The sequence below is a fragment of the Curtobacterium sp. 9128 genome (genome assembly GCF_007673775.1).
In the GTDB taxonomy this organism is placed as follows: Bacteria; Actinomycetota; Actinomycetes; order Actinomycetales; family Microbacteriaceae; genus Curtobacterium.
In genome coordinates this window covers 183,673-204,947 of the sequence record NZ_VEAF01000001.1, presented here as the reverse complement: position 1 = coordinate 204,947, position 21,275 = coordinate 183,673, and the positions used below count along the sequence as shown (strand labels likewise).

The 21,275-nt window shown below is 70.5% G+C and carries 21 protein-coding genes; 10 read left to right on the top strand and 11 right to left on the bottom strand.

Annotated elements, in window-relative coordinates; all coding sequences use genetic code 11:
- Positions 1-69: 69 nt before the first annotated feature.
- Positions 70-801, bottom strand: a complete 732-nt coding sequence (gene deoC, locus FS641_RS00920) for a deoxyribose-phosphate aldolase (RefSeq protein ID WP_144758558.1) — start codon at positions 799-801, stop codon at positions 70-72.
- Positions 802-844: 43 nt separating this feature from the next.
- Between deoC and FS641_RS00915 the strand changes: the two genes are divergently transcribed.
- From FS641_RS00915 to FS641_RS00900, 4 genes are read left to right on the top strand one after another with little or no spacing between them, the layout of a single operon-like run.
- The gene (locus FS641_RS00915) at positions 845-2,377 is read left to right on the top strand and encodes an SDR family oxidoreductase (protein WP_144758555.1); all 1,533 of its coding nucleotides are present in this window, start codon (positions 845-847) and stop codon (positions 2,375-2,377) included.
- Positions 2,374-2,961: a GDSL-type esterase/lipase family protein gene (locus FS641_RS00910; protein WP_144758553.1), complete on the top strand. Its 588-nt coding sequence runs from the start codon at positions 2,374-2,376 to the stop codon at positions 2,959-2,961. The genes FS641_RS00915 and FS641_RS00910 overlap by 4 nt, the downstream gene beginning before the upstream one ends.
- A gap of 26 nt (positions 2,962-2,987) precedes the next feature.
- Positions 2,988-3,422 carry a DUF6804 family protein gene (locus FS641_RS00905; protein ID WP_260855568.1) on the top strand — a complete coding sequence of 145 codons (435 nt, stop codon included), beginning with the start codon at positions 2,988-2,990 and terminating at the stop codon, positions 3,420-3,422.
- A 50-nt stretch (positions 3,423-3,472) separates the two neighbouring features.
- Positions 3,473-5,026 carry a stealth conserved region 3 domain-containing protein gene (locus tag FS641_RS00900; RefSeq protein WP_144758550.1) on the top strand — a complete coding sequence of 518 codons (1,554 nt, stop codon included), beginning with the start codon at positions 3,473-3,475 and terminating at the stop codon, positions 5,024-5,026.
- 351 nt (positions 5,027-5,377) lie between these two features.
- Here the strand turns inward: FS641_RS00900 and FS641_RS00895 are convergent, their stop codons facing one another.
- The 5 genes from FS641_RS00895 to FS641_RS00875 all read right to left on the bottom strand — a co-directional run bounded on the left by FS641_RS00895 (position 5,378) and on the right by FS641_RS00875 (position 10,794).
- Positions 5,378-6,337: a phosphodiesterase gene (locus FS641_RS00895; RefSeq protein ID WP_144758547.1), complete on the bottom strand. Its 960-nt coding sequence runs from the start codon at positions 6,335-6,337 to the stop codon at positions 5,378-5,380.
- A 201-nt stretch (positions 6,338-6,538) separates the two neighbouring features.
- Positions 6,539-8,224 (bottom strand): ubiquinol-cytochrome c reductase cytochrome b subunit, encoded by a 1,686-nt coding sequence (locus tag FS641_RS00890; RefSeq protein WP_144758544.1) that lies wholly within the window; start codon positions 8,222-8,224, stop codon positions 6,539-6,541.
- A complete protein-coding gene (locus FS641_RS00885) occupies positions 8,224-9,291 on the bottom strand; it encodes a ubiquinol-cytochrome c reductase iron-sulfur subunit (protein ID WP_144758541.1) in 1,068 nt (355 codons plus the stop codon). Before FS641_RS00885 ends, FS641_RS00890 begins: the two co-directional genes overlap by 1 nt.
- A 33-nt stretch (positions 9,292-9,324) precedes the next feature.
- Positions 9,325-10,134 (bottom strand): cytochrome c, encoded by an 810-nt coding sequence (locus FS641_RS00880; protein ID WP_144758538.1) that lies wholly within the window; start codon positions 10,132-10,134, stop codon positions 9,325-9,327.
- 21 nt (positions 10,135-10,155) lie between these two features.
- Complete coding sequence (locus FS641_RS00875; protein ID WP_144758535.1) at positions 10,156-10,794, bottom strand: heme-copper oxidase subunit III; 639 nt, start codon at positions 10,792-10,794, stop codon at positions 10,156-10,158.
- A gap of 71 nt (positions 10,795-10,865) precedes the next feature.
- Between FS641_RS00875 and trpD the strand changes: the two genes are divergently transcribed.
- On the top strand, positions 10,866-11,912 hold the full coding sequence (gene trpD, locus FS641_RS00870; RefSeq protein ID WP_144758532.1) for an anthranilate phosphoribosyltransferase: 1,047 nt from the start codon (positions 10,866-10,868) through the stop codon (positions 11,910-11,912).
- A 113-nt stretch (positions 11,913-12,025) separates the two neighbouring features.
- Here trpD and glpK read toward each other — a convergent pair whose 3' ends face one another.
- Together glpK and FS641_RS00860 are read right to left on the bottom strand one after the other, a co-directional pair.
- Complete coding sequence (gene glpK, locus FS641_RS00865) at positions 12,026-13,537, bottom strand: glycerol kinase GlpK (protein WP_144758529.1); 1,512 nt, start codon at positions 13,535-13,537, stop codon at positions 12,026-12,028.
- 94 nt (positions 13,538-13,631) lie between these two features.
- Positions 13,632-14,354 carry an MIP/aquaporin family protein gene (locus FS641_RS00860; protein WP_144758526.1) on the bottom strand — a complete coding sequence of 241 codons (723 nt, stop codon included), beginning with the start codon at positions 14,352-14,354 and terminating at the stop codon, positions 13,632-13,634.
- 307 nt (positions 14,355-14,661) lie between these two features.
- Here FS641_RS00860 and dhaK point away from each other — a divergent pair, with 307 nt between their 5' ends.
- From dhaK to dhaM, 3 genes are read left to right on the top strand one after another with little or no spacing between them, the layout of a single operon-like run.
- The gene (dhaK, locus tag FS641_RS00855) at positions 14,662-15,663 is read left to right on the top strand and encodes a dihydroxyacetone kinase subunit DhaK (RefSeq protein ID WP_144758523.1); all 1,002 of its coding nucleotides are present in this window, start codon (positions 14,662-14,664) and stop codon (positions 15,661-15,663) included.
- A 30-nt stretch (positions 15,664-15,693) separates the two neighbouring features.
- Positions 15,694-16,320 carry a dihydroxyacetone kinase subunit DhaL gene (gene dhaL / locus FS641_RS00850; protein ID WP_144758520.1) on the top strand — a complete coding sequence of 209 codons (627 nt, stop codon included), beginning with the start codon at positions 15,694-15,696 and terminating at the stop codon, positions 16,318-16,320.
- A complete protein-coding gene (gene dhaM / locus FS641_RS00845) occupies positions 16,317-17,036 on the top strand; it encodes a dihydroxyacetone kinase phosphoryl donor subunit DhaM (RefSeq protein WP_144758517.1) in 720 nt (239 codons plus the stop codon). Before dhaL ends, dhaM begins: the two co-directional genes overlap by 4 nt.
- 43 nt (positions 17,037-17,079) lie before the next feature.
- Here dhaM and FS641_RS00840 read toward each other — a convergent pair whose 3' ends face one another.
- Positions 17,080-17,670, bottom strand: coding sequence for a TetR/AcrR family transcriptional regulator C-terminal domain-containing protein (locus tag FS641_RS00840; protein ID WP_260855567.1), 591 nt, complete (start codon positions 17,668-17,670; stop codon positions 17,080-17,082).
- A 30-nt stretch (positions 17,671-17,700) separates the two neighbouring features.
- Here FS641_RS00840 and FS641_RS00835 point away from each other — a divergent pair, with 30 nt between their 5' ends.
- The gene (locus tag FS641_RS00835; protein ID WP_222122027.1) at positions 17,701-18,945 is read left to right on the top strand and encodes a beta-ketoacyl synthase; all 1,245 of its coding nucleotides are present in this window, start codon (positions 17,701-17,703) and stop codon (positions 18,943-18,945) included.
- On the opposite strand, the gene FS641_RS00830 is transcribed toward FS641_RS00835, so the two are convergent.
- Positions 18,932-19,765 (bottom strand): helix-turn-helix domain-containing protein, encoded by an 834-nt coding sequence (locus FS641_RS00830; RefSeq protein ID WP_144758510.1) that lies wholly within the window; start codon positions 19,763-19,765, stop codon positions 18,932-18,934. The genes FS641_RS00835 and FS641_RS00830 overlap by 14 nt on opposite strands.
- Positions 19,766-19,866: 101 nt before the next feature.
- Here FS641_RS00830 and FS641_RS00825 point away from each other — a divergent pair, with 101 nt between their 5' ends.
- Complete coding sequence (locus tag FS641_RS00825; RefSeq protein ID WP_144758507.1) at positions 19,867-20,547, top strand: SDR family NAD(P)-dependent oxidoreductase; 681 nt, start codon at positions 19,867-19,869, stop codon at positions 20,545-20,547.
- Positions 20,548-20,652: 105 nt separating this feature from the next.
- Here FS641_RS00825 and FS641_RS00820 read toward each other — a convergent pair whose 3' ends face one another.
- Positions 20,653-21,273, bottom strand: coding sequence for a copper resistance protein CopC (locus FS641_RS00820; RefSeq protein WP_144758504.1), 621 nt, complete (start codon positions 21,271-21,273; stop codon positions 20,653-20,655).
- Between the last annotated feature and the right edge of the window lie 2 nt (positions 21,274-21,275).

Below are 21,275 nucleotides of genomic sequence, written 5' to 3'. Positions count from 1 at the left end.
CGTGCGTCGGTCCTGCACCGGCTCGGTGCTGGTGGTGGTGTGGCCCGGCCGTCTCCGGCCGGGCGCGGATCAGTAGGAGGTGGTGTCGTCGCCGACGTCGGAGGCGACGCCGGTCGCGGCGCGGTGCGCCACTTCGTCGAGGATGCGGGCGGAGGCGCTCGTCCCGATGCGGTCGGCGCCGGCGTCCACCATGGCGACGAGCGTGTCGAGGCCGCGGACGCCGCCGGAGGCCTTCACACCGGTGTCCGGGCCGACCGTCCGGCGCATGAGGGCGATGTGCTCCGTCGTCGCCCCACCGCCGGCGAACCCGGTGGAGGTCTTCACGAACGCGGCACCGCCGGCGATGGCGGCACGGCTGGCGGCGACGATCTCGTCGTCGGTCAGGTAGGCGGTCTCGAGGATGACCTTCACCACGGTGTCACCCGCCGCGTCCACGACGGCGCGGACGTCCTGGCGGACGCGGTCCCAGTCCCCGGACTTCGCGGCCCCGATGTTCTGGACCATGTCGAGCTCGAACGCGCCGTCGGCGAGGGCCTGCAGCGACTCGGCGACCTTCGCCTCGGTCGAGGTGGTGCCGTGGGGGAAGCCGATCACGGTCCCGACACCGACGCCGGTGCCCCGGAGCCGCTCGACGGCGTGCCGGACGTCGCTCGGGCGGACGCAGACGCTGAAGACACGGTGCGTCGCTGCCTCGTCGAGCTGGGCGTCGACGTCGGCGCGTGAGAGCTCCGGCTTCAGGATCGCGTGGTCGATGAGCCGACGCACCGCGTCGGCGGAGACGGAGAACGCTGCTGTGGACACCCCGGAAGCCTACCCTCCAGGCGTACGGCGTACCGTCCGGTGCATGCGCGTCCTCGTCACCGGGGCCACCGGCTACATCGGCGGTCGCCTCGTCCCTCGGCTCCTCGAAGCCGGCCACTCGGTCCGGGCCCTCGTCCGCACCCCGCAGAAGCTCGACGACGTCCCCTGGCGGTCGCAGATCGACGTGGTCCAGGGGGACCTCCAGGACGCCGATGCCGTCGCGGCAGCGGTGGACGGCATCGAGGCCGTCTACTACCTGGCACACGCCATGGGAGCCGACGGCGACTTCGAGGAGTCGGAGCGCCGTGCCGCCCAGACGATGGCCACCGCGGCCAAGGACGCCGGCGTTCGCCGCTTCGTGTACCTCGGCGGCCTGCACCCCGACGGTGAGCTCTCCAAGCACCTCAGGAGCCGGAAGGAGGTCGGTGACGTCCTGCTCGGCTCGGGTGTCCCGACCATCGCCTACCAGGCCGGTGTCGTCATCGGTTCCGGCAGCACGTCCTTCGAGATGATCCGTCACGTGACCGACGTGCTTCCCTGGATGCCGGCGCCCGGGTGGGTCCGCAACCGGATCCAGCCGATCGCCGTCCGGGACGTCCTGCACTACCTCGTGGCCGCGCTCGACATCCCCGCCGACGTCAACCGCACGTTCGACATCGGTGGTCCGGACGTGCTCCGGTACGGGCAGATGCTCAACGGCTACGCGGTCGAGGCGAAGCTGCCGCAGCGGCCCATCACCGCGCTGCCGGTGATGACCCCCGGGCTCGCCGCGCACTGGTTCAACCTGGTCACCCCGATCCCGCGCAAGCTCGCGACGCCGATCATCGAGTCGCTGCAGTTCGAGTGCGTGCAGCGCGAGCACGACATCGACGAGTACGTCCCGAAGCCCGAGGGCGGCCTCACCTCGTACCGCCGGGCGGTGCGGCTCGCGCTGTCGCGCATGCGCTCGGCCGAGGTGGAGACGAGCTGGCGGAGCGCCACGCTCTCCAACACGCCGGCCGATCCGCTGCCGAGCGACCCCGAGTGGGCCGGCCACACCGTCTACGTCGACGACCGCACCCGGCACACGGCGGCCCCGCCGGAGGCCGTATGGAGCGTCGTCGAGTCGATCGGCGGCGAGAACGGCTGGTACTCGTTCCCGCTCGCCTGGGTCGCCCGCGGGTGGATGGACAAGATCGCCGGGGGCGTCGGACTCAACCGAGGTCGTCGCGACCCGAAGCGGCTCGAGCAGGGCGACGCGCTCGACTGGTGGCGTGTCGAACGCCTCGACCGTGGCCACTACCTGCGGCTGCGTGCCGAGTTCAAGTCCCCTGGGCGCGCCTGGCTCGAGATGACCGTCACCCCGACGGACGACGGCGGTTGCGACTACCACCAGCGCGCCCTGTACTTCCCGCAGGGGCTGGCAGGTCGGCTGTACTGGTACTCGATCCTCCCGTTCCACGGCGTGATCTTCCCCGGCATGGTCGAGCGCATCACGGCCCGCGCCGAGCGGGAGGCGCACCGCACCGACTCGACGCAGACCAACAGCACGCAGCAGAATGGGTCCCGCGCACCGGCGCACGAGGAGGCATCATGAGCGAGGACGACCGCGGGCTGGTCCTGTTCCTGGGGGACAGCATCACCGCAGGCGGGGCGTGGGCCGACCACTTCCCCGAGGAACGCACACTGAACCTCGGCATCAACGGGGACACCACGGACGGCGTGCTCGAGCGACTCGACGCCGTCGTCGCCGCCGCACCCGAGGCGATCGTCCTGCTCATCGGGACGAACGACTTCGGCAACCACCGCAAGAGCGCCGAGCACGTCGTGCGGAACGTCGAGACCATCCTCGTCACGCTCCGCCGCGAGCTCCCCGGCGTCCGGCTGCTGCTCGTGTCGATCCTGCCGCGGCAGGCGGAGTACGCGCCGCGCATCGAGGAGGCGAACCGGCACCTCCGGCAGTTCGTCGCGACGTGTCACGCCCAGTACCTCGACGCGTGGCCGGCGCTGGCTGACGGCGACCACCTCGCCGAGCAGTTCACCGACGACGGTCTGCACCTGACCGACGACGGCTACCGCGCGTACGTCGGCGAGCTCGCACCGGCACTCGAACGGCTCCGCGGGCTGCCGCCGATGTCCCGACCGATCACCGCCATCGAACTCGACGAGGCATCCGCCTGATGGCGCAGCGCAGGGGACGACCCGCGATGGGGTCGTCACTCCGCTCCGGTGTGACGTCGGAGGGGTCCGGCGCCGCCGGCACCACCGGATCGGGTCGCGGACGGGGCCGTCCCGACGCGGGTTCCGTGCCGCCGTTCACGCGTCCCGCGCTCGCCCCGTCGCTCATCGCGGCGATCGTCCTGCTGGCCTGCGTGGCGTTCCTCGACCAGCCGGCGTTCGTGTTCGCCCGCTGGGGCGTGACGGTCCTCGCCCTCATCGTGCTCGTGTTCGCCGCCCGCGGTCGTGCCTGGTGGGCCGCCGTGCTCATGGCGGCCGTCGCGGTGTGCTGGAACCCCCTCGTGGTCGTGCCGATCCCCGGCCAGGTCTGGGCCGCGCTGCAGGTCGTGGCGGCGGCGCTCTTCATCGTCGTCGGGATCGCGGTCAAGGTGCCGCGGACGACGGAGGACGCGCCCGCCCGGTAGGATCGCTGGCGGCGGGGACACCACCCCACCACCTGATCAGAAGGGCATGGATGAGCCACGAGACCGAGCCGGAGACCGAGAGTCCTCTGCTGAACCCTCGCCCGTCCTCCGGCGGTCTCGACCGTCCCGACGTCGTCCTGCGCAAGGGGCGGTTCACCCTGCTGAACGGCCACCTGACGCCGCAGCAGTCGATGATCGAGGACCTGCTCTTCCTCGACGACGCGCTCACCGCCGGCGACGTCGACCACCTGCTCATCCGCGGCAACGACCAGCGTCCGGTCATCGCGATCGACGAGCGGGACCGGCAGCGCGCCGAGTCCGCCGTGATGGACGCCGCGGTGGGGGAGCCGTTCTACGCCAAGCCGCCGGGAGAGCCGGCCGTGCTCGTCGTCGACGACGGTCTCGGCCCGGTCGACCACCCGGTCCTCCGCGTCTTCCGGCCGCGGCTGGAGCCCCTCGGACGGCTCCGCTACGGCGCCGAGACGAGCGTGCAGCTCGAGTTCTGGCGGGTCACCGACATCGAGGTGCTCGCGCCCGTCGAGAACGCGCTGATGCGCCGGAGCCTGCCGATCGACGAGTTCGTCCTCACCGACATCGAGCGGTACGGGCGGACCTGGCGCACCGTCGAGCACATGTTCGACGACCACGTCTCCGACATCCGCTTCCCCATCGACATCGTCTTCTCGTGGGTCGACGGCAACGCGATCGAGTACCAGCGTGCCCGTCAGGCCGCGCAGTCGTCGGCCGTGCTCGGCGAGGGCGACGACGCCCCCGCGCGCTTCCGCCAGATCAACGAGCTCAAGTACGCACTCCGGTCCGTCTACACGTACGCGCCCTGGATCCGGACGATCTACATCGCGACCGACTCGCCCGCGCCGGCCTGGCTCGCCGACCACCCGCGGGTCCGCATCGTCCGGAGCGAGGAGTTCTTCGCCGACCCCTCCGTGCTGCCGACGCACAACTCCCAGGCCGTCGAGTCGCAGCTGCACCACATCCCCGGGATCAGCGAGCACTTCATCTACTCGAACGACGACATGTTCTTCGGCCGCCAGGTCGACCCGTCGGTGTTCTTCAGCCCGGGTTCGGTGACGAAGTTCATCCTCGCGGACACCCGGATCGGCCTCGGCGTCAACAACCCCCGGCGCAGCGGGTTCGAGAACTCCGCTCGTGTGAACCGGCGTCTGCTGCAGCAGCGCTTCGGCGCCGTGACCACCCGCCACCTCGAACACGCGCCGACGCCGCTCCGCGCGAGCATCATGACCGAGATGGAGCACGAGTTCGCCGACGAGTTCCGTGCGACGGCAGCGTCACGCTTCCGCGCCGCAGAGAACATCTCGGTGACCAACTCGCTCTACCACTACTACGCGCTGCTCACCGGTCGGGCGATCGTGCAGGAGAACGCGCCGGTGCGGTACATCGACACGACGATGCAGTCCGGCCTCCGCGCGCTCGAGGACCTGCTCAAGAAGCGGAACGTGGACTTCTTCTGCCTCAACGACGGCAGCTTCCCCGAGGTCTCCGACGACGAGCGCACCACCCGCGTCACCGACTTCCTCGAGCGGTACTTCCCGTTCCCCGCCCCCTGGGAGCGCCCGGAGTCCTGACCCCCCGTCGAGGTTCCGCAATGACGGCATCTCGACGTGCTGCGACGGTGAGTCCCGGGACCTCGTCGAACGTGAGCGGCGAGTCCTGGAACTTCGACGCGATCGGCCATCCCCGCGCCGTGCTCCCCGGAGCCGAGGAGGGACCGGCCGTCTCCGCACCGTGCTCCCCGAGCCGGTGCCGGAGCCGGTGCCGACCGGTCACGACATCCCGCTCAGCTCTGGCGAACGGTCAAGGAGCGTCGGCCGCCGACACGTTGAACGACGGTCTCCGACCGCTCGGCGACGACACACGGGGTGTCGTGACCACTCAGGTCGGTACACGCAGGCACGAGGACGAGTGTCCGGCCAGGCTCAGCGGTGGACGGGGGAGAGGGGCACCGAGTCGAGCGTGAACACCGGGATGCTCGCGGTGACGGGTGCCGGCTCCACCGCCGGCGGGATGACCACGCCGGCCGCTGCCAGACGGGCCTCGGTCTCGGCCGCGGACACCGGCTCCCCGACCGTGGCGTAGTGCCCGATCGGCACGACGGAGTGGACGACGTCGTGGCCGTACACGTGGACGAGGTTGAACGACTGCGCACCGTCGCGGCCGCGCGTCCCGCCCTGGAACTCCATGAGGTCCTGCGTGTAGCAGGTGGCGCTGGCGACCGACACCGGGATGCCGGCGAAGACGGCACTCGTCGAGTAGTGCAGGTGGCCCGCGATGATCGTGAGGACGTCACTGCCCTCGACGACCTCGGCGAGGGCACGCTGGTCGCGCAGCTCCACGAGCACGGTGAGGTCCTGCACGCTCGGCACCGGCGGGTGGTGCATCGCCAGGACGGTTCCGTGCGGGGCCGGCTCGGAGAGCACCTCGGCGAGCCAGTCGAGCTGCTCGGGCGTGACGATGCCGTAGTGCTCACCCGGGACGCTCGTGTCGAGGGTGATGACCCGGAGACCGTTGACGTCGTAGACGAAGTCGACGGGGCGCTCGGTGGGCTGGAGGCCGAAGAGCTCCTGGCGGAAGGCGCCGCGCTCGTCGTGGTTCCCCATCGCCCAGATGACCTGCGCGCCGATGCGCCGCGCGGCGGGCTCGACGATCTCCCGCACCCGGGCGTACGCGCCGGGTTCACCCTTGTCGGCGACGTCACCGGTCACGACGATCGCCTCGGGCCGCGTGCCCGAGGCCTCGATCTCCGCGACGATCTGGGTCAGCCGTGCGGCCGAGTCGACGTCACCGTAGAGATCACCGTCCGACGCGATGAGGTGCGTGTCACTGAGGTGGAGCAGGAAGTGGTTCGGCCTGGGGTGTTCGGCCGTCCGGGGTTCCATCGGGTTCTCATTCCGTTGGCGGGCTCCGCGAGGGCCACCCGTTCCAGATGCGTGGTGCAACACGTTGCCACACCGTCCTGAGAGAGTCCAGCACACGTTCGTGACGAGCAGGTGAACCGGAGGCGGCGGGTCTGGACACCCGGGGAAACGAGAACGACCCCCGTCCACATCGTGGACGGGGGTCGTTCGTGGGGGAGCGGCTCAGTGGTCGCCGGGTCCCACCTGCGGTGCCTGGTGCGAGCCCTCGAGCCCGTGACCGTGGTGCGCGGCGTGTGCCGCGTCCAGCTCGGCCTTCGAGACCGGCGCGATGCGGTCCTCGAAGAAGAAGCGGGACATGTTCGCGCGGATCTTCTCCACCGGGGTGATCTGACCCTTGGCGTTCGGGCGGATCATGAGCGGCTTGTACTCGTTGAACTGCAGGAGACGCCAGCGCTCGTACTCGTCGAGCTGCTCGTGGACCTCGATGTACTCACCGTGCGGGAGACGGACGATGCGGCCCGACTCGTAGCCGTGGAGGACGATCTCGCGGTCCTTCTTCTGCAGTGCGAGGCAGACGCGCTTGGTGATCCAGAAGGCCACGAACGGACCGAGGATCGTCGTCGCCTGGATCACGTGGATCACCGAGTCGACCGACACCAGGAAGTGCGTCGCGATGATGTCCGAACTCGCCGCGGCCCAGAGGCTGGCGTAGAGCGTGACACCGGCGGCACCGAGCGCGGTGCGGGTCGGGGCGTTGCGCGGACGGTCGGCGATGTGGTGCTCACGCTTGTCGCCCGTGACCCAGCCCTCGATGAACGGGTACACGAAGATCGCGAGGATGAGCCCGACGAGCACCGCGATCGGCACGAGGATGTTGAAGGACACCGTGTAACCGAACCACAGGACCTCCCAGTGCGGCGGCACCAGACGGAGCGCGCCGTCCGCGAAGCCGATGTACCAGTCGGGCTGGGTACCGGCCGAGACGGGGGACGGGTCGTACGGGCCGTAGTTCCAGATCGGATTGATCGTGAACAGCGACGCGATGAGGGCGAGGATGCCCGCGACGATGAAGAAGAAGCCACCGGCCTTCGCGGCGAACGCCGGGAGGATCGGGACGCCCACGACGTTGTCGTTCGTCTTGCCAGGGCCCGCGTACTGCGTGTGCTTGTTGATCACGACGAGCACGAGGTGGATGCCGAGCACCGCGACGAGGATCGCCGGCAGCAGCAGGATGTGCAGCGTGTAGAGACGACCGACGATGGCGGTGCCGGGGAACTCCCCGCCGAACAGCAGGTAGCCGATCCAGACGCCGATCACCGGGACGCCCTCGATCATGCCGACGATGATGCGCAGACCGTTGCCGGAGAGCAGGTCGTCGGGGAGCGAGTAGCCCGTGAAGCCCTCGGCCATGGCCAGGACCCAGAGCAGGAAGCCGAAGACCCAGTTGAGCTCGCGCGGCTTGCGGAAGGCACCCGTGAAGAACACGCGGGCCATGTGCAGCATCACCGACGCCACGAAGAGCAGGGCAGCCCAGTGGTGGATCTGGCGGACGAAGAGCCCACCGCGGATGTCGAACGAGATGTTCAGCGTGGACTGCAGCGCCGTGGACATCTCGACGCCCTTGAGCGGGATGTAGGAGCCGTCGTAGACGACCTCCGCCATCGACGCCTGGAAGAAGAACGTCAGGAAGGTCCCGGAGAGCAGGATCACGACGAAGCTGTAGAGCGCGACCTCACCGAGCATGAAGCTCCAGTGGTCGGGGAAGATCTTGCGACCGACCTCCTTCACCAGACCCGAGATGCTCGTGCGCTCGTCGATGTAGTTGGAGAGCCCGCCGATGAGGCGGGACCCGCGGTCCGGAGCCGGCTTGGTGCCGGTGGCGGACGGCCGTGTGGTTGTGGTGGTCATCAGCGTGCACGCTCCCAGAAGGACGGTCCGACGGGCTCGTGGAAGTCGCTCTGCGCAACCAGGTAGCCGTCGTCGTCGATCGCGATCGGAAGTTGGGGGAGGGGACGGGCCGCCGGTCCGAAGATGACCTCGCAGTTGTTCGAGACATCGAACGTCGACTGGTGGCAGGGGCACAGCAGGTGGTGCGTCTGCTGCTCGTAGAGCGCGACCGGGCATCCGACGTGGGTGCAGATCTTGGAGTAGGCGACGATGCCGTCGTAACCCCAGTTCTCGTGCCCCTTCGCGGGGTGGAGGTCCTTCGGGTCGAGGCGCATGAGCAGCACCGCGGCCTTGGCCTTCTCCTCGAGCATGTCTTCCTTGTCGAGGAGACCGTCGGGGATGACGTGGAACACGGAGCCGATGGTGACGTCGGACGCCTTGATCGGCAGGCCCGTCGGGTCCTTCGTGAGCCGCGTGCCCTTCGCCCACATGGTGTGGCGGAGGAGCTCGTTCGGGTCGGCCTTCGGCGCGAGGTCACGCACCAGGACGATGCCGGGCAGCGGGAACGCCACGAGGGCGCCGATCATCGAGTTGCGGATCAGCTTGCGACGGCTGAAGCCGGACTCCTTGTCGGCCAGCTGGAAGGCCTCGACCGCCTTGGCGCGCGTCGCGTCGGAGCCACGCGTGGGGTGGCGGAGCTCGGAGATCTCACGGTCGGTGACGAGCGACTTCGACCAGTACACGGCGCCGAGCCCGAGGGACAGCAGCGCGAGGGTGATGGAGAGCCCGAGGAACAGGTTCGCGAAGCGGACCGATCCGAAGTCGTCTTCCTGGATCGGGAAGGCGACGTAGGCCGCGATCGACAGGACGCTGCCGACGATCGACAGGTAGAAGAACGTGGCGACCTGACGCTCGGCCAGGCGCTGCTTCTTCGGGTCGACGTCGGTGCGGCGCGGGCGGTGCGGCGGCTCGCCCGGGTTCTCGAACGGCTCAGCGGGCAGGACCGCGGTGCCGGCCGAGGTCGTGTTCGCGCCGTGCTTCTCGACAGCCGAGGACGAGTTCAGTGCCTCGTCGTCGTGCTCTGCCATGGTGTTCCCTTCAGTGTCGTTCGACACGGACGATCAGTTGGACTTCGCGGTCAGCCAGACGGTCATCGCGACGACCGCTCCGAGACCGAAGATCCAGATGAACAGACCCTCTGCCACCGGGCCGAGGGCGCCGAGGCCGAACCCACCCGGCGAGGCGTTGTCCTGCACGTACTTGAGGTACGAGATGATGTCCGCCTTCTGCTGCGGCGTGATGTTCAGGTCGTTGAACACCGGCATGTTCTGCGGGCCCGTGAGCATGGCCTCGTAGATGTGCTTGCCCGAGACGTCCGTGAGCTTCGGGGCGTACTTGCCCTCGGTCAGGGCGCCACCGGCACCGGCCACGTTGTGGCACATGGCGCAGTTGATGCGGAAGAGCTCTGCACCGGCCGCGGTGTCAGCGTCCTTGCCGTCGGTGAGGGAGGACGACGGGACCGCGGGGCCAGGGCCGAGCGAGGCCACGTAGGCGGCCATCGCGTCGATCTGGTCGTTGGTGAACTGCGTCGGCTTCTCTTCGGCCTGGGGACCCTGCGCCGCCATCGGCATACGGCCGGTGCCGACCTGGAAGTCGACCGACGCGGCGCCGACGCCGATGAGCGACGGACCCTGGCTGGTGCCCTGGGCGGACAGACCGTGGCACGTGGCGCAGTTGGACGCGAAGAGCTTCTGGCCCTCGTTCACCTGCGACTGGCTCGTCGACGCGACCGTGCTGACGTTGTCGTCGGCGCTGGCCGTGGAGCTGAACAGCGCGTACGCACCGCCGGTGGTCATGAGACCGACGACGATGAGCGACACGGTCGCCAGCGGGGAGCGGCGGCCCTTCTTGGACTTGGTGCTGTTGAACATGCGGTGGGTGCTGTCCGATTCCTACTTGAGAAGGTAAATGACTGCGAAGAGGCCGATCCAGACCACGTCGACGAAGTGCCAGTAGTACGACACGACGATGGCCGTGGTGGCCTCCTTGTGGCCGAAGTTCTTGGCGGCGAAGCCGCGGCCGAGCGTCAGCAGGAAGGCGATCAGGCCGCCGGTGACGTGGAGGCCGTGGAACCCGGTCGTGAAGTAGAAGGCCGAGCCGTAGGCGCTCGAGGAGAGCGTGATGCCCTCGTGCCAGAGGTTGGCGTACTCGAAGATCTGCCCGCAGACGAAGAGGGCGCCCATGCAGTAGGTGACGAAGAACCACTCGGTCATGCCCCAGTCGCGCGGGTTCCAGCTGGTGCGGTGCACCTGGAAGCGCTCAGCGGCGAAGACGGCGAACTGGCACGCGAAGCTGGACAGCACCAGGACGATGGTGTTCACGGACGCGAACGGCACCTCGAGGTGGGCGGTCTCGGCCGCCCACAGCTGAGGGGACGTGCTGCGCAGCGTGAAGTAGATCGCGAACAGGCCGGCGAAGAACATGACCTCGCTGCCCAGCCACACGATCGTCCCCACGGCAACGGGGTTCGGCCTGTTGAGGACCGTACCGCTGGCTGGTCTGGAGAGAGGGGTGCTTGTCACAGCGTCCATTATGGCCGAAACCACCGACAGTGTTTTGCCAGGCAACTGGCGGGTCGTTCGAAAACAGTACGATCCTGGGTATGTCTGACCTCCTGACCTGGCCTGCCGTCATCAGCGCGCTCATGGCGCGCGAGGACCTGACGATCAGGCAGTCCACATGGGCCATGGAGGACATCGTGGGTGGTCGCGCCACCGACGCGCAGATCGCGGCCTTCGCCGTGGCCCTCCGCGCGAAGGGCGAGACCGTCGACGAGGTCGTCGGCTTCCGCGACGCGATCCTCGATGCCGCTGTTCCGCTGGACGTGGACCCGATGGCGCTCGACATCGTCGGCACCGGCGGCGACGTCGTGGGCACCGTGAACGTCTCGACGATGGCCGCGATCGTGATCGCCGCGGCCGGCGTCCCCGTCGTCAAGCACGGCAACCGCGCGAGTTCGTCGAAGTCCGGCTCGAGCGACGTGCTCGCGGCCCTCGGCCTCGACCTGACGATGGACGCACAGCGCGTAGCGGACACCTTCCGGCGTGTCGGTCTGACGTTCGCGTTCGCGAGCGCGTTCCACCCGGGGTTCCGCCATGCGGCCGGCGTGCGCCGGGAGATCGGCGTGCCGACCGTGTTCAACTTCCTCGGCCCGCTGGTGAACCCCGCACGGTGCGAGGCGAACGCCGTCGGAGTCGCCCAGCTCGAGCTCGTGCCGATCATCACCGGCGTGTTCCAGACGCGCGGCGCGACCGCGCTCGTGTTCCGCGGCGACGACGGTCTCGACGAACTCACCACCACCGGCCACAGCCACATCTGGGAGGTCACCGGCGGTCGCGTCACCGAGCACGACCTCGATCCCCGCGACCTCGGCATCGCCCGCGCCCGCATCGAGGACCTCCTCGGCGGCGAGCCCGAGGTCAACGCCGCGATCGTGCGACGCGTCCTGGCCGGGGAGACCGGTCCGGTGCGCGACGTCGTGCTGCTCAACGCCGCCGCCGGCCTGGTGTCGTTCCGGCTCGCCCAGGACCCCACCGAGTGGGACCGGCCGATCCTGCACCGCTTCCGCGAACAGCTGGTCGTCGCTGCCGACGCGATCGACTCCGGCGCCGCCGAGCGGAAGCTCGCCGACTGGGTCGGCGCGGCGTAGCCGGGGTCGCGTCCGGCGGAATCGGCGCCGGCGGGCAGCGCAACCGACTGGAGGCCCGGTGCCGGTCCCGTGGACCGGCACCGGGCCTCCAGTGCATGCGGTGGTGCCTGGTGTTACTGGACGTCCTCGTCGACCCAGTCGAAGGTCTTCGTGACGGCCTTCTTCCAGAGGCGGAGGGTGCGGTCGCGCTCGGCCGGGTCGAGCGACGGCTCCCAGCGCTGGTCCTCCTGCCAGTTCGCGCGGAGCTCGTCGAGGTTCGCCCAGAAGCCGACGGCGAGGCCGGCCGCGTAGGCGGCGCCGAGCGCCGTGGTCTCCGCGACGACGGGTCGGACGACCGGGACGTCGAGGATGTCGGCCTGGAACTGCATGAGCTCGTTGTTCGCGGTCATGCCGCCGTCGACCTTGAGCTCGGTGAGGTCCACGCCGGAGTCGGCGTTCACCGCGTCGAGGACCTCGCGGGTCTGCAGCGCCGTCGCCTCGAGCGCCGCCCGGGCGATGTGGCCCTTGTTGACGTACCGCGTCAGGCCGACGATCGCACCGCGGGCGTCCGGACGCCAGTACGGCGCGAACAGACCGGAGAACGCCGGGACGAAGTACACCCCGCCGTTGTCCTCGACGGTCTTGGCGAGCGCCTCGACCTCCGGGGCGCTCTGGATCAGGCCGAGGTTGTCGCGGAGCCACTGGATGAGCGACCCGGTGACGGCGATCGAACCCTCGAGGGCGTAGTGCGTCTCCTGGTCGCCGAGCTTGTAGCCGACGGTGGTGAGCAGCCCGTTCTCGGAACGGACGATGTCGGTGCCCGTGTTGAAGATGAGGAAGTTGCCGGTGCCGTAGGTGTTCTTCGACTCGCCCTTGTCGAACGCGGCCTGACCGAACGTCGCGGCCTGCTGGTCACCGAGGATGCCGGCGATCGGGACCTCGCGGAGCAGGTTCGACGACTCGACGTGCCCGTAGACCTCGGAGGAGCTGACGATCTCGGGGAGCATCGACTTCGGCACGCCGAAGTCGGCGAGGATGTCGTCGCGCCACTGGAGCGTCTCGAGGTCCATGAAGAGCGTGCGGGACGCGTTCGTGACGTCGGTCTTGTGGACGCCGCCGTCGACGCCACCGGTCAGGTTCCAGAGGACCCAGGTGTCGGTGGTGCCGAAGAGCAGGTCGCCCGCCTCCGCCTTCTCGCGTGCACCCTCGACGTTCTCGAGGATCCACATGATCTTGGTGCCGGCGAAGTACGTGGCCAGCGGCAGGCCGACGATCGACTTGTACCGGTCGGTGTCACCGTCGGCGAGCTTGTCGACGAGCGCCTGGGTGCGGGTGTCCTGCCACACGATGGCGTTGTAGACGGGCTTGCCGGTGGTCTTGTCCCACACCACGGCGGTCTCGCGCTGGTTCGTGATGCCCACGGCGGCGACGTCGTGGCGGGTGATGTCGGCGCGGGAGAGGGCCTGACCGATCACCTCACGGGTGTTGTCCCAGATCTCCGTCGGGTCGTGCTCGACCCAACCGGCGCGCGGGAAGATCTGCTCGTGCTCCTTCTGTCCGGTCGAGACGATCGAACCGGAGTGGTCGAAGACGATGGCTCGGGTGCTGGTCGTGCCCTGGTCGATGGCGACGATGTAGTCGGCCATTGGTGCTCCTTCGTGAGGGTTCGGTGCTGCGGACGACGCCGTCACTGGCGTCGGCCCCAGTGGAGGGAGAGGGGAGGAGAGAGGAAGTCGAGTGTCAGGCGAGGGGGAGCAGCGCAGCCGACAGGCCGGCGGCGATCGCTCCACCGATGAGGGGCCCGACGACCGGGACCCAGGCGTAGGCCCAGTCGCTGGAGCCCTTGCCCTTGATCGGCAGGAAGGCGTGCGCGATGCGCGGGCCGAGGTCACGTGCCGGGTTGATGGCGTACCCGGTCGGGCCACCGAGGCTGACACCGATCGCGATGACGAGGAAGGCGACGGGGATCGCGCCGAGTTCGGCGGGGGTCTTGCCGTTCGTGAACGCGATGACCACGAAGACGAGCACGAACGTGCCGATGATCTCGGTCACGAGGTTCCACCCGTACGAGCGGATCGCCGGTCCGGTGGAGAACACGCCGAGCTTGGCGGCGGGGTCGGGCTCTTCGTCGAAGTGCTGCTTGTAGGCGAGCCAGACGATCACGGCGCCGATGACCGCGCCGATGAGCTGCGCGAGCCAGAACAGGAGCATCGTGCCGACGGAGATGTTTCCGAGGATCGCCTGGGCGAGGCTCACGGCGGGGTTGAGCTGGCCGCCGGACTTGTAGGACACGGTGACACCGGCGAAGACGGCGAAGCCCCAGCCGATCGTGACCATCAGGAAGCCGGCGCCGAAGCCCTTCGACTTCTTGAGCGACACGGCGGCGACGACACCGCCACCCAGGATGATGAGCATCGCCGTGCCGACGAGTTCGGACAGGAACTTGACTCCGATGCCGTCCATCGGTGACCTCCATTGCGCTGTAGTTCGGGGGTCCCGGCGCTGGTCCGACACTCCCCGTCGAGTGAATGTGGCGAGCATACTGCCGGGTTTTCACCGGGGGCGATGGACACGTGAGCGATCTGCGTGAAAGTGCACGAACGTGCACGGGCACTGTGCGTCCGAGACCTCCGCGGCCGTGGTCCGGCGGCACCGCTCTGCACGAACGTGCAGTGGAAGGGAACGCACGACCGCGGTAGGTTGGCCCCACTCCGGACGGCGTCGGCGGTGTGCAGGCCTCGTCCCGGCGTCGACACCCGTGGAGGCACACATGAAGAAGCTCATCAACGACCCGCAGGACGTCGTCCTCGAGACCGTCCGCGGGTTCGCCGGGGCACACGCCGGACACGTCGTCCTGGTGGAGGACCCGATCCACCTGCACCGTGTCGACGCGCCGGTGTCCGGCAAGGTCGGCCTGGTCAGCGGCGGCGGCAGCGGGCACGAGCCCCTGCACGCGGGCTTCATCGGCCACGGCATGCTCGACGCGGCCGTGCCGGGACCGGTGTTCACGAGTCCGACCCCGGATCCGATCGTCGCCGCGACGAAGGCCGTCGACGCCGGCGCCGGCGTCCTGCACATCGTGAAGAATTACACCGGCGACGTGCTGAACTTCGAGACCGCGGCGGAACTCGCGGGCATGGACGACATCCGCGTCGAGACGGTCGTGGTCGACGATGACGTCGCCGTGCAGGACTCCCTGTACACGGCCGGCCGTCGCGGGGTCGCCGGCACCGTCGTCGTGGAGAAGTGCGCGGGCGCCGCGGCCGAGCGCGGGGACGACCTCGACGCGGTGGCCGCTGTCGCCCGCCACGTGAACGACGTCACGCGGTCGATGGGGCTCGCGCTGGCCTCCGGCACCGTCCCGCACGCGGGGGAGCCCTCGTTCACCCTGCCCGAGGACGAGGCTGAGCTCGGCATCGGCATCCACGGCGAACCGGGCCGCGAGCGGATCCCCATGGCTCCGGCGGACGCGCTCGTCGACCGGGTCCTCGAGCCGATCCTCACCGACCTCGACGCCCCGGCGGGGTCCCGGCTCCTGCTGTTCGTGAACGGCATGGGCGGCACCCCCCTGTCCGAGCTGTACATCGCGTACCGACGCGCCGCCGAGGTGCTGTCCGACCGCGGCCACGAGGTCGCGCGTAGCCTGGTCGGCGACTACGTCACGTCCCTCGAGATGCAGGGCTTCTCGATCACCGTCACGGTGCTCGACGACGACCTGATCACGCTCTGGGACGCTCCGGTGGAGACCCCGGCACTGCGCTGGGGTCGGTGACCACCGACCGACCGCAGGAAGGAACGAGAATTGGCGCTCGACACCGCATGGGCCATCGACTGGGTACGCCGCACCGCCGCGACGATCGACGAGCACCGGGCAGAGCTCGTCACACTCGACCGGGAGATCGGTGACGGGGACCACGGCGAGAACCTCGACCGGGGCTTCCGGGCCGTCGTCGAGGCGATCGACGCCGGCTCCTTCGACACGCCGGGTGCGGTCTTCACGACCGTCGCGACGAAGCTCATCTCCACCGTCGGCGGCGCAGCAGGACCGCTGTACGGCACCGCGTACCTGAAGGCCTCGCAGGCCGCCGGTGACGCCACCGAGCTCGACGCCGACACCCTGGTCGCCGTCCTCGCGGCGGCACGTGACGGTGTCGTGTCCCGCGGCAAGGCCGCCGTCGGCGACAAGACCATGATCGACGCCTGGAGCCCGGCGGTGGACGCGGCGACCACGGCCGCGCAGGCCGGCGAGTCGCCCGAACGCGTGCTCGAGGCCGCCGCCGACGCTGCCGTCACCGGCGCAGAGTCGACCGAACCCCTCGTCGCGCACAAGGGCCGTGCCAGCTACCTCGGGGAGCGCGCCGTCGGGCACCGTGACCCGGGGGCCCAGTCGACCGCCTACATCCTCCGCGCCGCGGTGGACGCAGCGTGACCGTCGGGATCCTGGTCGTCTCGCACAGTGCGGCGATCGCGACCGGGACCGTCGAACTCGCCCGGCAGATGGCCGCCGACGTCCGGCTCGTCGCCGCCGGCGGGACCGACGACGGCGGCATCGGCACGTCGTTCGAGGCCATCACGGCCGGCATCGACGAGCTCGCCGCCGTGGACGACGTGGTCGTCCTGTGCGACCTCGGGTCCGCTTACCTGACCACCGACACGGCCCTCGACTTCCTCGACGACGAGGTCCGTGCGCGCGTGCACGTGTCCGACGCGCCGATCGTGGAGGGCACCGTCGCCGCGGCGGTCGCAGCGCAGACCGGCGGTGACGTGGGCGCGGTGCTTGCTGCTGCGGCGTCCGCCGCAGCGGACGAGGCGGGAGTGAGCAGTGCCTCCCGTCCGGACGACCAGCCTGGAGGCACGGAGCCGGCCGACGGTGCCGGCGCGGCGCACGACGTGGCCGCGTCCACCACCGTGGAGCTGGTCAACGAGACGGGCCTGCACGCCCGTCCGGCCGCCGACTTCGTGAAGACGGCCGCGCGGTACGACGCCGCGGTCCGCGTGAACGGCGTCGACGCGAAGAGCCTGCTCGGGATCATGGCGCTCGCGCTGCCCAAGGGGGCGTCCGTGACCATCGAGGCGACGGGGGACGACGCGCAGGACGCGGTCGACGCCCTCGCGGAGCTCGTCCGCTCCGGCTTCGGGGAGTAGCGCGCGCTCGACCGGCTGACCGTCGGTGCCGGCGGCGCGGCGTTCAGTCGGCTGCGTCGGGTCGATCGGGTCGGTCGGTGATGCTGATCGTCGCGGCCACGTCGACGTCGGACGGGCCGCCGACGGCACCAGCCGTGGCGAACAGCACCGCACCGAAGACGGCACTCCAGAACGTCCTGGCGTCCCGGCCGACACCGTGCTCGCTCCGCCATCCGCGATCGGTGGTGACCCGCTCGAGGTAGCGCTCGGACTGCCGGAACAGCACCGCCAGCAGCGTGGCCGTCCGCTCGCGGACGCGCGGGTCGTGCTGGGCGCTCTCGAGTGCGCCGACGAGCAGCGCCGTGGACGGCATCGCGAGCGCCGTCCGTGCGAGCACCGTCCGGAGGCCCACAGCGCTGGTGGCACGGCGTCCGGCTGCCTGCAGTCGTGTGGTGTCGCGGAGGAACCGGACGAAGGCGGCATCGACGACCAGACGGTCCTTCGAGCCGAAGTGGTGGGTGATCTGGTTCGGGTAGACACCGGCCGCCCGTGCCACGTCGCTCACGGTCAGGGTCCGGACGCTGCGGTCGCCGAGCAGGTCCGCCGCCGCCGCGAGGATGCGTGCCCGTGTCGCCGAACCCCGTGTGCTTGCCATGCTCGGATTGTACGTGGTACAACTCGACTTGTGCAGCATACAACTCAGCAAGCAGCGGACGTCGTCATCACCGGCATGGGCGCCGTCTCCCCGTTCGGACACGGCGTCGCGCCCCTGTGGGAAGCGCTCGTGGCCGGCCGGTCCGGCGTGCACGAGCTCGAGCGCGACGGGGACCTCTGGGCAGCGGTGCCGATCCGGGTGGGCGCGGAGGCGGCACTCGATGCGGACGCTGCACTCGGTCGCGTGCGGGCCCAGCGGCTCGACCGGAGCCAGCAGCTCGCCCTCGTCGCGTCGGCGGAGGCCTGGGCGGACGCCGGGGGACCGACCGTCGATCCGGACCGCCTGGCCGTCGTGCTCGGCACCGGGATCGGCGGCATCGGCACGCTGCTCGACGCGCACGACCTGCTCGGCCGGAGCGGCGCCCGACGCGTCTCGCCGCGGACGGTCCCGATGCTCATGGCGAACGGCGCCGCCGCGCAGGTCAGCATCGACCTCGATGCCCGGGCCGGGGCGTACACGACGGTGTCGGCGTGCGCATCGGGGGCGGAGGCGATCGCCATGGCGGCCCGACTCATCCGCACCGGCGAGGCCGACGTCGTCGTGGCCGGCGGGTTCGAGGCGGCGGTGACCCCCGTGACCATGGCGTCGTTCGCGCAGGCACAGGCGCTCGCGAAGCCGGAGGGGCAGGACCCGACGACGCTGTCCCGCCCCTTCGACGCGGACCGACGCGGCTTCGTGCTGGGGGAGGGCTCCGGCATCGTCGTGCTCGAGCGCGCGGACCACGCCGCCGCCCGGCGCGCACGGGTGCACGCCGTGCTGGCGGGCTGGGGGATCACCTCGGACGCGTTCCACGTCACGGCCCCGCGGACCGACGGCTCCGGTCAGGCGCGGGCCATGACCGCCGCGCTCCGGATGGCCGGACTGACCGGGACGGACGTGGACCACGTCGACGCCCACGCCACGGGCACCCCGGTCGGCGACGCGAGCGAGGCCGCCGCGATCGCGGACGTCGTCGGACAGGGCGCGAGCGTGACGGCGCCGAAGAGCGCGATCGGCCACATGTTCGGCGCGGCCGGGGCGGTCGAGACCATCCTCACCGTGCGCACCCTGGAGACGGGGATCGTGCCGCCGACGCTGAACCTCGACCACCGGGACCCGGCGATCGACCTCGACGTGGTCGCCGGGGCGGCGCGGCACGGGGGCGTCCGGGCAGCGCTGAACAACTCGTTCGGGTTCGGCGGCCAGAACGCGTCGCTGCTGCTCACCCGGGCGTGAGTGCCTGGAGCCCCGTCACCCGGAGCAGGTCGAGCTTCGCCGCGTCCGTGGACCCGGGCACCACCGTGTAGACGACGATCCGCAGGTCCCCGCCCGGGACGCTCAGGGTGTCACAGTCGACCTCGATGCTGCCGACCGTCGTCCGCAGGGTCTTCCGGCTCGCACGGTGCTCGGCGACCCGCGCGACGGCCCACCGACGCTCGAACTCGGGGGACTCCCGCCGGAGCCGCGCGACGAGGTCCGTGAGGGCTCGGTCACCCGGGTAGCGCCCGAACGCGGTCCGCAGGTCGGCGACGAGGTCGCTGGAGAACTCCTCCTGGTGTTCGTCGTCGTACTCGACGCCGTCGTGGCCGACCATGAAGTGTCGCCACACCAGGTTGCGCTCGATGCCCACGAGCTGCTCGGGGTCCCCGTTCATCGCGGCCCAGAGGTCGTTCCACAGCAGGATGTCGTGCGTCGCGGTGAACACCGCGAGGGGCACGTCGCCCAGTCGGTCGATGAGCCGCTGCACGCCCGGCGTGACGTGGCGGGGGACGAGCCCGCGCGACGGCGGCGCCGCTCCGGCCACGCGGAACAGGTGGTCACGTTCGGCGACGTCGAGCCGCAGGGCGGTCGCGAGGGCCCCGAGCAGCTGTGGCGACGGGTTCACCGACCGGCCCTGCTCGAGCCGGACGACGTAGTCCACGCTGACGCCGGCGAGCGCCGCGAGCTCCTCGCGGCGGAGTCCCGGCGTGCGCCGTCCGGGACCGGCCGGCAGCCCGACCGCCTCGGGCGTGACGCGGTCACGCCAGGCACGCAGCACGGTCGCGAACTCACTCATCGCTCCATCCTGCCGCCGGTCGGGCCAGCCCGGGTGGTACTCGTGGTCCCACCGTCGACCGGCACCTGGGACGCACGGACGCCGGCGTGCAGGGTGGACCCATGACCACGACACTCATCACCGGAGCCAACCGCAGCCTGGGCCTCGAGACCGCCCGCCGCCTGATCGAGGCCGGGCACACCGTGTACGCCGGCATGCGTGACACCGCGGCAGGGGAGGAAGCCCGGGCACTCGGCGCGCACCCCGTCCGGCTCGACGTGACCGACCAGGACAGCATCGACGCCGCCGTCGCGTCCGTCCCCGAACTCGACGTGCTGGTGAACAACGCCGGCATCCTCGGATCCGCGCACGGCGTCGACGACCTCGACGCGGCCGCGATGGCGTCCGTCCTCGACACCAACGTGACGGGCATCGTCCGCGTGACCCAGGCAGCACTGCCGAAGCTCCGCGCCTCGGCTGCACCCGTCATCGTCAACGTCGCCTCCGGCGTCGGGTTCACGCGATGGCTCACGACCCCCGGACACGACGAGTACCCGGTGCCGTCGATCCCGTACGCGGCGTCGAAGGCGGCGGTCATCGCGCTCACGGTGCAGTACGCGAAGAACCTGCCGACGTTCCGGGTGAACGCGAGCGACCCCGGCTACACGGCGACCGCGTTCAACGGGAACACCGGGCACCAGACGGTGACGGAGGGGACCGACGCGACCGTCGCGCTCGCGACGCTCGGCGCGGACGGGCCCACGGGGGAGTTCCACGACCGGACCGGTCGCATCGCCTACTGACGACGCGACGGACGGGAGGCTCGTGGCGGCGTCGTCACGGGCCTCCCGTCCGGCTCGGCGCGGTCACGCAGCCGCGGCTGGTCCGCCGGACGGCCGGTGCGCCAGTCAGTCCGTCTCGGTGTCGTGCGCTCGTCGGCGACGTGTGGCGAGGAGGACGACCGCGGCGACCACGAGGACGCCGATCCCGCCGAGGACCAGGGTCGGCACGACCGGCGGATCGTCGTCCGTGGCCGACGCCACCGGGGTGGCCTCGAGCGTCGCGACGATCTCGGTCGGCTCGTCGCCCGGCTGCAGCGGTCCGCTCGCGGCGCTCGGCGGGGTGCTCGCCGCCGCCTCCGGGAGGTCGACCGTGAAGCCGAGTTCACCGGTGATCGGGTGCCCGTCGGGGGAGACGTACCGCCAGAGGACCGTGTAGGCACCGTCCTCGGGCTCGACCGCCTTGGACATCGTGGTGCCGTCGACGAGGACTTCTCCCGTGGAGACGTCCTGCCCTGCGGCGTCGCGGACCTCGATGCGGAGGCCGGCGTCGAGGCCGGCGAGGGGTGCTTCGGAGAAGGTGAGGTCGACCCGTTCGATCGGGTCGGTGACGGTCTGTCCGTCGATGGGCGTGCTCGTCACGAGGGCCGAGTGGGCGTCGGCCCGGTCGGCGACGACGACGCTGGTGAGGGCAACGAGGACCGCGAGGAGGGACATCCGGGCGCTGCGGCGGACCGCGGTGGGGGACATGC